Here is a 15,316-nt window from a genome sequence, read left to right on the forward strand (position 1 = left end):
GTGTGGGTGCGCACGTGAAGATCAGGGAACTGCTCGGCGACCGCGACGTCGCCGAAGTGCTCGACGTCGTCGAGCAGGCCACCGAGGCGGACGGCGTCCGCCCTCTCAACGAGCACGTGATGCTCCATCTGCGCTACGGCGGAGATCCGCTGGCGCGGTCGTTGCTGCTGCGCACCGACGACGGCACGCTCGCGGGCTACGCGCACGTGGACCCCACCGACGAGGTCGAGGGCCCGAGCGTGGAGCTGGTCATCCACCCGGCCCATCGCCGCCAGGGCCACGGCACGCGGCTGCTGCGCGCCGTACTGGAGCTGACCGGGAGCCCCGTGCGGCTGTGGGCGCACGGAGACCATGCCGGAGCCGGCGCGCTGGCCGCCGCGTTCGGCTTCGAGCGGGTGCGCTCGCTGTGGCAGATGCGCCGCTCCCTGTTCGCCCCGCTCGCCACCTACACGCTGCCGGACGGGGTGACGCTGCGCACGTTCGTGCCCGGACAGGACGAGGAGGCGTGGCTCAAGGTGAACGCCGCCGCCTTCGCCCACCACCCCGAGCAGGGCGCCTGGACGATGGACGACCTGCTGCGGCGCGAGCAGGAGCCCTGGTTCGACCCGGAGGGCTTCTTCCTGGCCTACCGCGGCGACCGGCTGGCCGGCTTCCACTGGACGAAGATCCACGGCTCCTCCGACCACGGCCACGAACCGCTGGGAGAGGTGTACGTGGTCGGGGTGGACCCGTCGCAGCAGGGCACCGGCCTGGGCCGCTCCCTCACCCTGGCCGGGCTCGTCCACCTGCGCGCGCGTGGCCTCGCCCAGGCGATGCTGTACGTGGACGAGACCAACACGGCGGCGATCCGGCTGTACGAGTCCCTCGGGTTCAACCGGTGGGACGTGGACGTGATGTACGCGCCCCAGTGATCAGCTCTCGATGATGGCGTGCAGGATGAAGTAGGACACCGCCGCCACGATGGCGGCGGCCGGGATGGTCAGGATCCACGCGGTCACGATGTTCCCCGCGACGCCCCACCGCACGGCGCTGAGCCGCTTGGTGGCGCCCACGCCCATGATGGCCGTGGTGATCGTGTGTGTGGTGGAGATGGGCGCCCCGAACCCGATGGCGGCCCCGTACAGGACGGTTGCCGCCGCCGACTCCGCGGCGAACCCCTGGGGCGGGTCCAGCGCGATGATGCGCCGCCCCAGCGTCCGCATGATGCGCCAGCCGCCCGCGTACGTGCCGAGCGAGATCGCCCCGGCGGCGGCCAGGATGACCCACTGCGGGATGGGATCCGTCTGCTGGGCGAACCCGCCGACGGTGAGCGCCAGGAAGATCACACCCATCGTCTTCTGCGCGTCCTGCAGCCCGTGCCCGAGCGCCATGGCGGCGGCCGAGACGGTCTGCGCGTAGCGGAAGCCGCGGTTGGTCTTCCCCGGCTGGCTGTTGCGGAAGATCCAGTAAATTGCGATCATGATCGCCGCGGCGAGGCTGAAGCCGATCAACGGCGACAGCACCATCGGGATGACGACCTTCTCGACCACGCCGTCCCAGTGCACCACGCTGGACGACGCCAGCGCCGAGCCCACCAGGCCGCCGATGAGGGCATGGCTGGAGGAGGAGGGCAGCCCGAAGTACCACGTGATCAGGTTCCAGCAGATCGCGCCGATCAGCGCCGCGGCCACGATGACCAGGCCGTGCGAGCCGTTCGGCGCGTCGATGATGCCCTTGCCTACCGTCTGGGCGACCTGGGTGCCCAGGTGGGCGCCGATGAAGTTCATGGCCGCGGCCATGAACAACGCGGCCCTGGGGGTCAGGGCCCTGGTCGAGACGGAGGTCGCGATGGCGTTCGCCGCGTCATGGAAGCCGTTGGTGTAGTCGAAGGCAAGGGCGATGACGACCACGCCGATGACGAGGGCGAGCGTGAGGTCCACGGCTGGGCCCTAGCTTTCCTTGACCGCGATCGACTCGACGGTGTTGGCCACGTGCTCGAAGGCGTCGGCCGCCTCTTCAAGGGCGTCGACGACCTCCTTCATCTTCATGACGGTGAGAGCGTCGTACTCACCGCTGAACAGCTTGGCCAGCAGCCTCCGGTAGACCTGGTCGCCCTGGTTCTCCAGGCGGTTGACCTCGATCCAGTACTCGTTGAGGTTCTTCATCGACCGCAGGCGCGGCATCGCCTCGGCGGTCAGCTCCGCCGCCCGCTCCAGCACCTCCACCTGACGGACGACGTCCTTGGGGAGGTGGTCGAGCTGGTAGAGGACGATGAGGTCGGAGGCGGCCTCCATGGCGTCCATCACGTCGTCGAGGTTCGAGGCCAGCCGGTAGATGTCCTCGCGGTCGAACGGAGTGATGAAGCTCTCATTGAGCCGGTTCATGATCGCATGGGTGCGTTCGTCACCGGCATGCTCGCAGGCGCGCATCTTCTCGGCCAGGGCCTCCCTGTCCGAGCCGTCGCTGATGATCTCAACCAGCAGACGCGATGCCGTGACCAGGTTGTTCGCCGAGTCGGCGAACAGGTCGTAGTAGCTGTCCTCACGTGGCGTGAGACGCAGGCGCACGTCGTTCTCCAGATGTGCGGGGATGGTCCGTGGAAGAGGGTATGGCTAACCAGGCGAAATGCGAACTTCATGTCCCCTTCGCCTACTGGCTACCCGGCGTATGTTGTGCGACACCGCAGAACCGCGTACTTTTAGGCGGTTTTTTGCTGCTCGGGCCTAGTTTGGGGCTGCCCATAACGGCTCACTTGGGCGGGGTGAGGCGGGTGAAGGCCGCCGTCCGTTCGCCAAGTGTTCATCTACTGTTCACCTTGTTCAGATCTTCGTTCTACTCAGACCTCGATCTTGCTCGCACCTTCGTCTCGCTCGACCTTGATCACGCTGGGACCTCCGCCCGGCTCGACCTTGATCACGCTCGGACCTCCGTCTCGCGCAGACCTCGGTCGCGCTCGGCCTGCTGTCTTGCGCGGACCTCGATCAGGCTGGGCCTGCTGTCTCGCTCGGCCCTTGATCAGGCTCAGCCGTCTACCTCACTCAGCCTCCTGCCCCCGCTCAGCCTCCACCTCGCTCAGTTTGCTGCCTCGCGCGGATCTCCGCCTCCTCCTCGGCTCTTCGCCTCCTCCTTGGGTCTCCGCCTCCTTTCGGATCCCCGTCCTCTTTCAGATCTTGGTCCTCTTTCAGATCTTCGTCCGGTGGAAGTTCCGGAACGACCGTGACGGCGTCGGCCCCCGCTGCCCCTGGTAGCGGGACCCGTACTTGCTGGACCCGTACGGATGCTCGGCAGGCGAGCTGAGCCTGAACACACACAGCTGCCCGATCTTCATCCCGGGCCACAACTTGATCGGCAGAGTCGCCACGTTCGACAACTCCAGCGTCACATGCCCGCTGAACCCCGGATCGATGAACCCCGCCGTCGAATGCGTCAACAACCCCAGCCGCCCGAGCGAGCTCTTCCCCTCCAGCCGCGACGCCAGATCATCCGGCAGGCTGACGACCTCGTACGTGGAGGCCAGCACGAACTCACCCGGATGCAGGATGAACGGCTCCTCCCCCTGAGGCTCCACCATCCGCGTGAGATCCGGCTGCTCTTCGGACGGATCGATGTGCGGATACCGATGATTCTCGAAAACCCGGAAGAACCGGTCGAGCCGCACGTCGATGCTGGACGGCTGGATCATCTCAGGGTCGAACGGGTCGATGCCCAGCCGGCCGGCGTCGATCGCAGCGAGGATGTCACGGTCAGATAGCAACACGGTGAGCAACTTACCGTTCTGGCCCGAAGAGTGTGGGGCTGGGATTGCTGTTGTGGGCCAAGTTTCCGCTACAGTGGGGGACGCAGCCTTCGGGGCGTGCGCGGGTGTAGTTCAATGGCAGAACATCAGCTTCCCAAGCTGACAGCGCGGGTTCGATTCCCGTCACCCGCTCCAAACTGAAAGAGCCGGGTCAGGGATGGATTCCCGACCTGGCTCTGATCGTTTCTAGGGCTCTGTTCGATCTTCCGTGCCCGTTACGTGCTCGATCCGTCTGGATCTTGGTCGTCAGGCTCGGGCTCCTCGGGCTTCAGGGCCTCCTCGGCGAGCTTGCCGAGAGCGTCTGCGATGGCCCTGTCGCGCTCCATCGCGGTGTGCTGGTAGATCAGCGCGGCCCGGGTGGACGAGTGGCCCATGCGGGTCATCAGGTCCCGAAGGGTTGCGCCGGACTGAGCGGCGAGAGTGTTTCCGGTGTGGCGAAGGTCATGGAAGTGGAAGCCACTGAGTTGGGCCTTCTTGAGCGCCGCAGCCCAGACGCGGGTGAAGTTCGCGCGACGGAGCTTGGCGCCCTTGGGGCCGACGAAGACGTGTCCGTGCTCGCCCTTCTCGGCGTACGTCTCCATGTGCTTGCGGAGGTCCGGAAGCAGGGTTGCCGGGATGCTGACGAGGCGCTTGCCCGCTTCAGACTTGGGCGGACCGATCGTCACCGAGCCGTCCTTGAGTTCGGTCGTGGTGCCGACGACGCGGATCGTGCCCGCGTCCAGGTCAAGCGGCGGCGCGGCGCGCCGCCGCACCCCGGCCCTCCGCCCGCCCACCGTCCGGGCATGCGGCCTGGGGGCCGGTCCCGGACGGCGGCGGCACACCGGGCCGGCCACCGCACACCTGCCCCGCCGTACGGACCGAACCCTCAGCACCGGGGTTGCCGCACCACCGCCCACGGCTCACTCTCAACCGGAAAACGATTTGCCGGAGCAGTGGTCCCACCTCAAGGATCACCGCATGAGCGATGAACTGGCCGGATTGGACGACCTCGTCATCCAAGGGCAAACGATCAGAGGCATCAAGCTCATCAAGGACACCTTTGAATGCACTCTTCACGAAGCCCTCGAGTTCTATGTAGACCGGTATCGCAAGCTGCGCCAGACGCGTCCGAATGACTTCACCGAGAGCCACGAAGAGTACTGGGAGGGCTTCTACTCCTGATTAACCTAGGCCTCCGGCGGGGGCGCTCCGACTCCGGGATGATCGCCATACGGTGAGCCAGGACCGTAAGTGGCTGGCGTGGAAGCCTGATCATCCCGCCCACCATCGACCCGGGACAAGCCGAGCAGACCAGGGCCACGGGTCAAGGGTCGTTCGTCCGGTGGGGCGCTCCGCCCTTGACCCGTGGCCCTGGCCCGCCTCCCCTTCGGGCGGGTCGACGGCAGACGGGATGATCAGGCGGGCGGGGTGCGCGATGCGAGATCGCAAGCTCTTTATGATCAGGAGCAGTGTCGTGCGCATGAGGAGATGGGGGTTATGTCGGAGCGGATCGAGTGGACCATGCGCCACTTCTCCCAAGCGAACCCGTAAGGGCCAGGACAGGATGACGTGCCCGCACTACTCCGACGAGTGGCCGACAGCATCGAGGAGTTGGGCAAGGTCGAGGTGCATGATCTGCTCATGCACACCGAGATCACCGCTGACGGCCCGTGGCACAACATCACGGTGTACTTCGATTACGTGACTGACGAACGCTGACCTGGCGCTTTGCTGTGATCGCCGTGCAACTAGCGTGCAATTAGCCAGGGGAACGAGGGGTCAATCACGGTTACTCGCGACCGGCCTCCCGCCCAGCTCAAGGCTGCCATCAGCCGTGATCGATGCAGTTCCCAAGCTGACAGCGCGGGTTCGATTCCCGTCACCCGCTCCACCTGCTTCGCCTTCCACTTCGAGGCGCTTCGCGCATCTGGGCTCCAGCCCGCGCCTCCCAGGGGGCTCCGCCCCCTTCGACCCCCGAAAAGCACCCACCCGTTGCCGATTTACCGGCTTGACCGTTGGGACCCCGCCCCAAAGGGTCCTCGCCTTCGGCTCGGGCTGTTCCTCCCTGGGGCTTCGCCATGGTTCGAGGGGCTACCGCCCCTCGAGCACCCCGGCCCGGCAGACCGGCGAGCGAGTTGTTCTTCACCATGGAGATTCCTGCGCAGCCAACAGCGTCGGAGCTGCCTAGGAGCGCCTGCCCGTTCCCGCAACCCATGAAATGCCCGCAGATGGCCGGGCTGCCGCTGTTCAGCGGCGCCTTGCCTCTTCTGGCGTCCGATCAGGTGCTTGTCGGTGGCTCAAGTGCCGGCCGGGGTTGCCGCGCCGCAGCATCAAACTTCGGACTCCGCTGACCATGCAGCCCAAATGAGGGTCTCTCTCCACCCGGGCAGCCGGTAGAGCCACATGGTGAACACCTGCACCAGAAGCTGCAGGGTGTGGCAGGAAGCACGGAAGTGCGCGTCAGCACGGCCTTCGCGATACTCCAGCCAGTAGGCCCCGTCATCCCGAAGATACGCCTGCATGTAGTACTCGTCATTTTCTGCGTCCTGGCGCTCGACCACGAGGAACCGGTTGGACGCAGTCAATCCGCGCAACAAACCATGGAGGTCATCGGAGGTGGGGCCTTCGACAGTATCGCCGCGTTCATTGAATGCTCGCGCCTGCGAATCCATGGTGCACAAGGTAACAACATCGATGCCTCTGGCCGGGGCGCTCCGGCTCGGGGATGATCGCTGTGCTGGGCAGCGGGGCAGTAGGTGGCTGAGGTGGAAGTCTGATCATCCCGCTCGCCATCGACCCGGGACAAGCCGAGCAGACCAGGACCGCGGGGCCAAGGTCGTTCGTCCAGCGGGGCGCTTCACCTTGTCTCCGTGGCTCTGGCCCGCTTCCCCTTCGGGCGGGTCGACGGCAGACGGGATGTTGAGGCGGGTGGGGTGTGCGCAGGTGCGCAATTCATGTCACGCTGCGCCTGTGCTCACTGTCCGCCAACTTCTCGACTACCTCACCGGCCAGCCCGACGAAACCCCCGTCGTAGTCGACGTCAACGCAGGGGGCTGGTATCTCCGCGTAGAAGATCTGAACGTGACCACCGCCCAAGACGCGACACCCGGTGGCGACCCTCTTGAAGGTGTTGAGATCAATATCTCCTGGGAGCCCGGCGATCGTGGCTGGACCATAAATGACCCCTCCAAGACGCTCTTCACCCTGGACGACGTAGACGAACTGATCGCCGAACGCGACGCGCTCCGTCGGGAACTGTCAGACCTCCGAGCCGGCCTCTGTTTCTCTCTTCGCAAGTACCACAGCGAACCGGGGCCGCAAGGGCTGGTCGTTCGGTCCGTGCTCACCGATCAAGAGATCTTCGCCGAGATCGAGCGACTCCGCACCATCACCGCCGAGCCCAGCTCAGAGCCTTGATCGACGTGCCATTAGCGTGCCATTAAGGGCGGTGACGAGGGGTGAACCACGGTCACTCACGACCGGCCTCAGGCCCAGGTCAACGCCCCTACGAGCCAAGATCCCTGCAATTCCCAAGCTGACAGCGCGGGTTCGATTCCCGTCACCCGCTCCACTGCATCGCCTTCCATTTTGGGGCGCTTCGCGCATCTGGGCTCCAGCCAGCGCCTCCCAGGGGGCTCCGCCCCCTTCGACCCCAGAAAAGCACTCGCCCGTTGCCCACTTACGGGTTGACCGTTGGGATCTCGCCCCAGAAGGAGCGCCTGCCCGACACCACAACCCGCCTATACCGCAGATGGCCGACGCCGCCCTGTTCGGCGGCGCCTTGCCTCTTCTTGCGCCGGATGAGGTGCTTGTCGACGGCTCAAGCGATCAGCTTGCCGGCGCCACGAACGGCGTAGATGGATCATCGGGGCGCGGGCGTCGTGGCGCCCGATGCGTGCCCTGAGGTCTTGCGCCGGGCGCCGAGACCACCGTGATCACTCTTCGCTTGTGACGGAGTTCATGGACGTGCAGACTCGGCACTGAAGACAGAGGGTCGCCGGGATTTGCCGGTTCCTGTGGTCCTGATGGGCTTCAGGCCGCCTTGCTTGAGGGGACTCGGCCGCAGTGCGGCCGCGCGTACGAGCTGGTGAAGGAACCATGGACTGCGCGACAGACAGCCCCTCCATGAGCAAGACGCGACACCACGGTACCCCTGAACCAACGCGTATCCAGAAGTTCTGCGCGTAACAGGGCGCGAGATCGCCAAGGTGGACAGGCGCTGACAGGGGCCTCGCCGGGGAGCGGATCGACCTACCCCCTTCCGTGGCGCGCCTCGGAAGGGGCGACAGGAGGTGTGTGTCCGCCCAGTTCGGCTCGGGGGCGCTCGTTCAGCGGAAGGCATCACGGTGGTCGCGCGCCCACTGCTGGAAGCTGCGCGGTGCTTCCCCGGTGAGTTCCGCGACGGTCGAAGTGACCAGAGTCGAGGCCGAGCGGTTCTCGGCCGCCGACAACAGCGCGTCCACGAGAGCGGGCGGACGGCCGTCGGCCAGCATTTGCGCCCGCGCGTCCTGGACGGGCACTTCTTCAAAACGGAGCTCACGGCCGATCGCCGCACCGATCGCCTCGACCTGTTCAGGGCGGCTGATCGTCTGAGGCCCGGTCAGCTGGTAGGTCGCGCCCAGATGCGCGTCGTCGGCGAGCGTGCGGGCGGCGACGGCCGCGATGTCACGCGGGTCGATGACCGCCGTCGGCGCGGTCAGCGGGCCACGCACCACTCCGGTGGCTCGGATCTGCTCGGCCCAGCCCAGGGTGTTGCTGGCGATGGTGTCCACACGCAGGATGGTCCGTGGCAGGCCGGAGTCCTCAATCAGACGTTCCATGTCGGCGTGCATCTTGAAGATGGGGTCGTCGCGTTCCTCGGGGCGGCCGTCCACGCCGATCGACGAGAGGTAGACCAGGCGCTGGGCATGCCGGGCGATCGTTTCCAGTACCGCGGGCGCGCCTCGGGTGGTGAGGAACGGCCATACCAGGAAGACCGTCTTGATCCCGGTCAGTGCCTCGGTCAGTCCTTCTGGGGTGCCAAGGCTTCCTGTTGCGATGCTGATGCCGTGGGGCACCCGGGTGGCCGCGGCCTTGCCCGGAAGCACGAGGGCGCGGACATCGGCCCTGGCCATCGCGTGGAGTTGGGAGAGCACGTGTCGCCCAACGTTTCCCGTGGCCCCGATCACCAAGATCATTGTCTCGTTCCTTTCTGAGGTCTCCTTTCCTGACGATCGTGCGGCCTGGTGGGCTTTATGGCGACTCAGAAGCGGCTGGATGAGCAGAATTCGACACTGAATAGTCTGTGATGGTGGAAACCGGCATGGCGGACAAGCTTGACCGACGGCTGATCCACGCGCTCCAGCTCGACGCGCGTGCTCCGTTCAGCCGCATCGCTGAGGTTCTGGGCGTCTCCGACCAGACGGTTGCGCGTCGCTACAGGCGGTTGCGTACGGCCGATCTGCTGCGGGTCGTGGCGGTGCCACCCGCCAACTTCCACGGGCACGGCCGCTGGATGCTGCGGCTGCGGTGCGTCCCGGGGGCGGCCGACGCGATCGCCTCCGCGCTGGCCCGTCGGCCCGACACGGCGTGGGTGCAATTGGTCTCAGGAGGCACCGAGGTGCAGTGCGTCATCCGCGCCCGGGCTCCCGGCGAGAGCGAGCAGCTTCTCCTGGAACGCCTGCCCCGCAACGGACGAGTGGTGGACGTCACTGCCTGCTCGCTGCTGCACACCTTCTACGGCTCGCCCGGACGCGTTCGGCTGCTCAACGCCCTCACGCCGGAGGAAGCAGGCAGGCTCGGCCCGGAGCCCGACGCGGTGACGGGCGCCGGCCTGTCGCACTGCGATGCCGACGACCTACGCCTGTTGAGCGTCCTGGCCCGCGACGCCCGTACGGGACTGGCCGATCTTGCCGCCGCCACCGGCTGGTCGCAGTCGACCGTGCGGCGGCGGATGGCCGACCTTCGAGCCGACGGCGCGCTGCACTTCTACGCCGAGTTTGATCCCGCCTACCTCGGCTACCGCGCGAGCACGTGGCTGTGGGCCTCGGCCCCGCCCGCCGAGTTGGCCGCCGCCGCGGAGGCCCTGGCCTCTCATCCCGAAATAGTCTTCGCCGCCGCCACCACCGGGCCCACCAATCTGGTCGCCACGGCGATCTGCACCGACGCGCACGACGTGTACCGGTACCTCACCGAACGCGTCGCGGCTCTGCCCTCCATCACCCATGTGGAGACGGCGCCGATCATGCAGACCCGTAAACGCGTCGGCCGCCTCCTGGGTGCTTGATCCGCGGTTCTGACCCGGTAGCGGTACGGGCAAGATCGCGGCTTGTGTCGGTCCGTCTCGGGGGCCGGGGAGAGGATGTGCGGCGACCTCGACCCCACCCCCGGCGGGCCCCTGTCAATGCCTGTCCGCCTTGGTGGTCTCACGCCCTGTTACGTACGCGAAGAATTTCTGGATACGCGGTTAGCCACCCACTCGCGTCCGCCTATTGAGCCGCGCCATTGAGGAGGACGATCCAGACGTCTTGCGCCTTCTTGGACCGCCACCGATAAGTCTCGTGAACCTGCTGCACCACCCCATCGGCACGCGTAGTCCGACGGATGTAGGCAAGGCCGCCCTCGCGACACCGTTCGTAAACAGTGTCATCGCACTCACAGGTGTACTCGATCACGCGCGGAGGACTTTGCTCGCGAACTACCTCCCGCCGGACCAGGCGCGCAGATCAGCCCGACGATCGCCACTGCATGACCGGTCATCGTAGGTGGCCAGGAGCGATAGACGATCCAGGCTTCGTTCCTCACCCTGGCTCACCGGATGGCGTGGCCAGCCAGCGTCACTGGTCGATATGGACACTCCCGCGGCTCAAAAGGGCGGGTCGTCGCTGCATCCTTCTGCTGTCCAGGGCGTGCACTCCAAATCTTCCTGCTCGACCAGCGAGGCGGTTTCTTCGCCCCATGCACGGAGGCCGTCTACCGCGATGGCCCGGTAGGACCGGTCTGAGCTAGTAGCCAGGACGCTGCGCACGATCGGTGCGAGGCTGACTTGATGATGTGCGAGTTCGGGGGCGTCCAAGAGCGGGACGGCTGCGGCGAGGGCCGCTTCCCGTACGGGGAGATTGGGGTCTTGGAAGAACGCGGACACGGCGCGAAAGATCGTGGGACGAAGGGCCCGGATTTCCGTGAATACCGGGTCTTTTTCCGGCAGGCGGCCCAAGCGCACCAACACCGCTTCGACATCGTTGCCGACTTCATCAGTTATGGATCCCAGCCACTCCAGCAGCTCCTGACGTAAGGGATACCGCTGGCCATCCTTGCGACTTGGCACCAAGGTGTCGGTCCGCGGATCGCTAAGGATCGCAGCGACGTATAAGGCTGCCGGGCCTGTCGCGGAGTAGAGAGTATTTGATGGTGCACCGGGTCGTTGAGGTGGCGGACGGCGTCGGCTTGGGCTTCCGGAGTGCCAAAGAGGAGGTCGGCCAGCGCGGCAGGGGTGTCGTCGGCTGGACCCAACGCGTGTTCGAGCGAGGCCCAGTCGGTCTGCGTGATAAGCGCAAGTGGATCTGACGGAGGATCCGTCACATCGTTGATCGCCACGTTTGCAGTATGGCGGAGCTCAACGATCGTCGCCTCAACAAGGTCAACCTGCGGCGCGAGTTCTTCCGCGTGACCCCGGCAGAGGTTCCTCTCCGCCGTGGGCTGGCCGCAACCATGGGCGGGAGGGGCGTATCGGCAACGACAATTCGCATGGCTGTCACGCCCGGCAGCAGTCAGGCCATGCAAAGCATGGCATATATAATCCGTTGCATGGGCGAGGAGCTGTACGACATCGAGCTGGAGCCGGCGGTGGAGGCTTGGCTGGACACGTTGTCCGACCGGGATCACGCTGCTGTCGAGGCCGCTGTCGAACGGCTCGCTCAGTTCGGCGACCGGATGCCGTACGGTCATGCTCGCGACCTGGGTGATGGGTTGTGGGAGCTGCGCTTCGACATCGCACACCACTCGGTGCGCCTTACCTACTGGCCGAGGGGCGCCGGGCGGTGTTGCTGACTGCTTTCTGCAAGACGCGAGACAGACAGCCGCGCGATGTGGAGCGCGCCCGCAAGGCGATGGCTGAATGCATGGCCGGCGGCTTGGAGCACGGCGCCGCGCACTGGATCTATGAGGGAAGGGGCTGAAGACGTGGCCGGGCACAGCAAGTGGAAGACGGTCAAGGCCAAGCGGCTTGCTGGTGGGGAGGTTAATCCTGAGTACGCCGCGATGGTGGAGGAGGCGCGATTGGGGCAGGAGCTCGGCGCAGCCGTATACCGCCGCCGCGTCGAGCTGGGCCTGTCTCAGACAGAGCTCGCCGAGCGGGCAGGCATGACGCAGCCGCAGGTATCCCGCTTGGAGGGTGGCGCGCACCTGCCGACGATTCCGCTGATGGTGCGGTTGGCGGCGGCGTTGGAAATTGATGTGGTGATGCATGGTGACATTTCCGCGCCGGTGGAGTTTCGGGCCATCACCGCCGCGTGAGGAGACCAGGATCGGCTCCGTTGGTCGAAGTTCCACAATGGGCCGTGATCGCCCACCGGTGTGGCGCCTTTTGATGGGATTGGCCGGAAGCGATCAAGACACCAGAACCGGAGTCGGCGTACGGGTTCAGAGGTGGTGAGCGATGTCCGCGGTCACGGTCCGGCTGAACCCATCCAGGTTTGATGGACGGCTGCCTACTGAGTTTCTGCTGTTGCGACGGGGGTGTAGTTGTGACCGTAGTAGATGGCTGCGAACTTCGGGGGCGGCCGGTGACCGCAGCCGGTGTTGAGGCGTGCTGGTCGTACCAGTCGAGGTATTCCAGCGTCGCGGAACGCACTGCCCTGCCCTGGCGGACGTTGCGGAGGGGACGGACGCGCCACCATCCAATTGACCGGCTCGAACACCGGTAAGACCGTGAGCAGGCGTCACAGGAATTCGCTGCGGTAGAGCGGGGCCAGCTCCGCCGCGCGGCGGCGGCGTTCCGCGAGGTCGTCCGGGGACAGCTGCGGTGGCGGCGCGTCCGCGCCCGCCACGACGTCGCCGATGCGCATGAAGTACTCGTCCTGCCCGGCCGGCGTGCACATGCAGAGCATGCGGGCCGGTGCGCCCGAGACGTTGCGGAAGTTGTGCGGCGCGTTGGCCGGGATGTTGATGGTGGATCCGGCCCGCACGGTGTGCTTCTCGCCGCGGAAGGTGAACTCGATCTCGCCCTCGAGGATCGTGAACATCTCCTCGAAGTCGTGCCGGTGCGGCGGTGGGCCGCCGCCGTCGGGGACGCGCATGTCGATCAGGCAGTACGCGCCGTTCGTCTGCTCGCCGGTGATCAGCATGGCGTAGGTGTTGCCCACCAGGGAGATGTAGGTGGTGGCGGGGTCGTCGGGGTTCGCCACGGTCAGCGAGCGGGCGGGATCGTCGGCGGGAATCATCGTGATCGTCTCCTGGGGTGTGCGGTCGGCTGGTTCCGTCGCTTGGACGACGATGCGTCGGTGGTCGAGGTCCAGCGAGTCTTCATGGGCGGTTCTACAGGGATTTGAGGACGCGGACGCGGTCGGCGATGGCGCGTTGGGCGACGTCGGCCTTGAAGGCGATCGAGTCGAACTCGTGCGGGGCTCCGGGATGCAGGTGAAACTCGACCGGGACGCCCGCGCGGCCGAGTTTGGCCGCGTAGGCGAGGTCCTCGTCGCGGAAGACGTCGAGCTGGCCCACCTCGATGTAGGCAGGCGGGAGGCCGGCGGCGTCCTCGAGCCGGGCCGGGGCGGCGGTGGGCGGGACGCCGGGTCCGCCGGCAGCCTCGCCGAGCAGCGCCGGCCAGGCGGTGCGGCTGTCGTCGTAGGACCACAACGCGTACGGCTCGATGTGGGGGTCGGGTGCGGTGGGGCGGTCGTCGAGCATCGGCATGATGAGGATCTGGTGGGCGATCTCCGGGCCGCCGCGCTCGCGGGTCAGGATCGCCAGCGCCGCCGCCATGCCGCCGCCGGCGCTGTCGCCCATCACCGCGATCCGGTCGCGGTCGACGCCCAGCTCGGGAGCGCGGTCGTGCAGCCAGCGCAGCGCGGCGTAGGCGTCCTCCAGCGGCGTCGGAAACGGGAACTCGGGCGCGCGGCGATACTCCACCGACAACATCGGCACGCCTGAGGCCGCCACGTAACGGGCGACCGGGCCGTCGAACAGGTCGATGTGGCCGAAGATGTATCCGCCGCCGTGGAAGAAGACCACGGCCGAGCCCGGCGTCGCGCCGTCCTTGACGTACCAGCGCACTTTGATCTGCGCGCCATCGGCGGCGGGCACCGTGTGGTCGGTCGTCGTGACGTCGGCCGGCATGGGCTGGGCGTTGCTCGCGGCACCGATGATCGGCTCCCAGAAGGCGCGACGCCCCTCGACGTCGCCCACTTCGAGTCGCGTGACCTCGGCCATCGCCTCGGCCATCGGGGCCAGCGCCTCGGCGATCTCGGGGTCCAAGGACAAAGACATGACTGCTCCTCCTGTGAGTGTGTCAGGCCGAGGGCGCGAGGACGATGGTCTTGCCCGGCAGCTCGCCCGCGCCGGCCCGGGCGTGGAGCGCGGGCAGGTCGGCCAGCGCCACCCGCTGGGCGACGTCGACGCGCAACTCGCCGGTGCTGACCCGAGCGACCAGGTCGGCGAGCTGGTCGGCGTCGCTGCGCACGAACACGTCGATGCCGCGCACACCGCGCTCCTCGGCGGAAGGGGCGGGCATCCAGACGGTGGTGTTGACGAGGGCGCCGCCGTCACGGACCAGCGTGACCAGCGCGGCCAGCCGTTCCGGGGCGACCGGCGCCAGGTTGAGCACGAGGTCGACCGGCTCGGTCACCGCGGCGGTCACGTCGGTGGTGGTGTGGTCGATCACCTCGTCGGCGCCGGCGGCCTTGACCCGCTCGGCGCTGCGGGGACTCGCCGTGGCGATCACGTAGGCACCGACCTCCTTGGCCAGCTGCACCGCGTACCAGCCGACCGCGCCGCCGGCGCCGTTGATCAGCACCCGCTGGCCGGCGGTCAGCTTGCCGTGGTCGAACAGCGCCTGCCACGCGGTCAGACCCACCAGAGGCAACGCCGCCGCGTCGGCCAGCGGGACGTTCTTGGGCGCCCCCGTCAGGATCTCCGCCGGGGCGAGCACGTACTCCGCGGCCGCGCCGGGTTCCGTCATCGGCAGGAGGCCGACGACCTGGTCGCCGACCGCGATGTCGTCCACGCCGTCACCGAGTGCGTCGACCGTGCCGGCGACGTCGATGCCGGGGGTGTGGGGCAGCTCGACCGGGATGGGGGCCTGCATGTAGCCCGCGCGGATGTTGCCGTCGACGCCGTTGAACGAGGTCGCGGCGACGCGAATCCGGACCTGGCCGGCTCCGGGGGTGGGCTGGGCCACGTCCTCGTATCGCAGGACCTCAGGACCGCCGAACTCGTGAAAACGGACTGACTTCATCGCAGAACCTGCCTCTTAGAGTGCCGTCAAATGCTTCGAACTCGAAGCGATTCCGGTGCAGAGGTGACCCTGCGACCTGCTGCTTCGAGGTGCGAAGGCGTCCAGCCCCGCGTCACCGAAGCTGCCCGGAG

General features: G+C 67.1%; 17 protein-coding genes and 1 tRNA gene. 8 read left to right on the top strand and 10 right to left on the bottom strand.

The window, feature by feature from the left end:
• The first annotated feature begins 2 nt into the window (after positions 1-2).
• A complete protein-coding gene (mshD, locus tag KIS93_RS36145) occupies positions 3-911 on the top strand; it encodes a mycothiol synthase (RefSeq protein ID WP_230465635.1) in 909 nt (302 codons plus the stop codon).
• Here mshD and KIS93_RS36150 read toward each other — a convergent pair whose 3' ends face one another.
• The 3 genes from KIS93_RS36150 to dcd form a co-directional block, all read right to left on the bottom strand.
• Positions 912-1,919, bottom strand: a complete 1,008-nt coding sequence (locus KIS93_RS36150) for an inorganic phosphate transporter (protein ID WP_080043450.1) — start codon at positions 1,917-1,919, stop codon at positions 912-914.
• Between the two features lie 9 nt (positions 1,920-1,928).
• Entirely contained in the window at positions 1,929-2,546 is a 618-nt protein-coding gene (locus KIS93_RS36155) for a DUF47 domain-containing protein (RefSeq protein ID WP_043625094.1), read from the bottom strand.
• Between the two features lie 614 nt (positions 2,547-3,160).
• Positions 3,161-3,736 (bottom strand): dCTP deaminase, encoded by a 576-nt coding sequence (dcd, locus tag KIS93_RS36160; protein WP_080047311.1) that lies wholly within the window; start codon positions 3,734-3,736, stop codon positions 3,161-3,163.
• A gap of 100 nt (positions 3,737-3,836) precedes the next feature.
• Here dcd and KIS93_RS36165 point away from each other — a divergent pair.
• A tRNA-Gly gene (locus KIS93_RS36165) sits at positions 3,837-3,910 on the top strand.
• An 80-nt stretch (positions 3,911-3,990) separates the two neighbouring features.
• Here KIS93_RS36165 and KIS93_RS36170 read toward each other — a convergent pair.
• On the bottom strand, positions 3,991-4,527 hold the full coding sequence (locus tag KIS93_RS36170; protein ID WP_222107702.1) for a tyrosine-type recombinase/integrase: 537 nt from the start codon (positions 4,525-4,527) through the stop codon (positions 3,991-3,993).
• 205 nt (positions 4,528-4,732) lie between these two features.
• Here KIS93_RS36170 and KIS93_RS36175 point away from each other — a divergent pair, with 205 nt between their 5' ends.
• On the top strand, positions 4,733-4,936 hold the full coding sequence (locus KIS93_RS36175; RefSeq protein WP_080047310.1) for a hypothetical protein: 204 nt from the start codon (positions 4,733-4,735) through the stop codon (positions 4,934-4,936).
• 408 nt (positions 4,937-5,344) lie between these two features.
• Complete coding sequence (locus KIS93_RS67705) at positions 5,345-5,473, top strand: hypothetical protein (RefSeq protein WP_268966904.1); 129 nt, start codon at positions 5,345-5,347, stop codon at positions 5,471-5,473.
• A gap of 611 nt (positions 5,474-6,084) precedes the next feature.
• Here the strand turns inward: KIS93_RS67705 and KIS93_RS36185 are convergent.
• Positions 6,085-6,426, bottom strand: a complete 342-nt coding sequence (locus KIS93_RS36185) for a hypothetical protein (RefSeq protein ID WP_155128656.1) — start codon at positions 6,424-6,426, stop codon at positions 6,085-6,087.
• 298 nt (positions 6,427-6,724) lie between these two features.
• Here KIS93_RS36185 and KIS93_RS36190 point away from each other — a divergent pair, with 298 nt between their 5' ends.
• Complete coding sequence (locus KIS93_RS36190) at positions 6,725-7,171, top strand: hypothetical protein (RefSeq protein WP_080043447.1); 447 nt, start codon at positions 6,725-6,727, stop codon at positions 7,169-7,171.
• Positions 7,172-8,082: 911 nt separating this feature from the next.
• Here KIS93_RS36190 and KIS93_RS36195 read toward each other — a convergent pair.
• The gene (locus KIS93_RS36195; protein WP_186404601.1) at positions 8,083-8,931 is read right to left on the bottom strand and encodes an NAD(P)H-binding protein; all 849 of its coding nucleotides are present in this window, start codon (positions 8,929-8,931) and stop codon (positions 8,083-8,085) included.
• Positions 8,932-9,056: 125 nt separating this feature from the next.
• Here KIS93_RS36195 and KIS93_RS36200 point away from each other — a divergent pair, with 125 nt between their 5' ends.
• Positions 9,057-10,019: an Lrp/AsnC family transcriptional regulator gene (locus KIS93_RS36200; RefSeq protein ID WP_222107703.1), complete on the top strand. Its 963-nt coding sequence runs from the start codon at positions 9,057-9,059 to the stop codon at positions 10,017-10,019.
• Positions 10,020-10,598: 579 nt separating this feature from the next.
• Here the strand turns inward: KIS93_RS36200 and KIS93_RS36205 are convergent.
• Complete coding sequence (locus KIS93_RS36205; protein WP_155128654.1) at positions 10,599-11,060, bottom strand: hypothetical protein; 462 nt, start codon at positions 11,058-11,060, stop codon at positions 10,599-10,601.
• A gap of 278 nt (positions 11,061-11,338) precedes the next feature.
• Here KIS93_RS36205 and KIS93_RS63685 point away from each other — a divergent pair, with 278 nt between their 5' ends.
• Both KIS93_RS63685 and KIS93_RS36215 read left to right on the top strand, forming a co-directional pair.
• Positions 11,339-11,782, top strand: coding sequence for a type II toxin-antitoxin system RelE/ParE family toxin (locus KIS93_RS63685; protein WP_080043445.1), 444 nt, complete (start codon positions 11,339-11,341; stop codon positions 11,780-11,782).
• Positions 11,783-11,914: 132 nt separating this feature from the next.
• On the top strand, positions 11,915-12,247 hold the full coding sequence (locus KIS93_RS36215; protein WP_230465634.1) for a helix-turn-helix domain-containing protein: 333 nt from the start codon (positions 11,915-11,917) through the stop codon (positions 12,245-12,247).
• Positions 12,248-12,672: 425 nt separating this feature from the next.
• Here the strand turns inward: KIS93_RS36215 and KIS93_RS36220 are convergent, their stop codons facing one another.
• The 3 genes from KIS93_RS36220 to KIS93_RS36230 all read right to left on the bottom strand — a co-directional run bounded on the left by KIS93_RS36220 (position 12,673) and on the right by KIS93_RS36230 (position 15,185).
• The gene (locus KIS93_RS36220) at positions 12,673-13,173 is read right to left on the bottom strand and encodes a cupin domain-containing protein (RefSeq protein ID WP_080043443.1); all 501 of its coding nucleotides are present in this window, start codon (positions 13,171-13,173) and stop codon (positions 12,673-12,675) included.
• Between the two features lie 94 nt (positions 13,174-13,267).
• Positions 13,268-14,218, bottom strand: a complete 951-nt coding sequence (locus KIS93_RS36225) for an alpha/beta hydrolase (protein WP_080043442.1) — start codon at positions 14,216-14,218, stop codon at positions 13,268-13,270.
• A gap of 22 nt (positions 14,219-14,240) precedes the next feature.
• Complete coding sequence (locus KIS93_RS36230; RefSeq protein ID WP_080043441.1) at positions 14,241-15,185, bottom strand: NADP-dependent oxidoreductase; 945 nt, start codon at positions 15,183-15,185, stop codon at positions 14,241-14,243.
• Positions 15,186-15,316: the final 131 nt, after the last annotated feature.

The sequence above is a fragment of the [Actinomadura] parvosata subsp. kistnae genome, from assembly GCF_900323885.1.
GTDB lineage: Bacteria > Actinomycetota > Actinomycetes > Streptosporangiales > Streptosporangiaceae > Nonomuraea > Nonomuraea composti.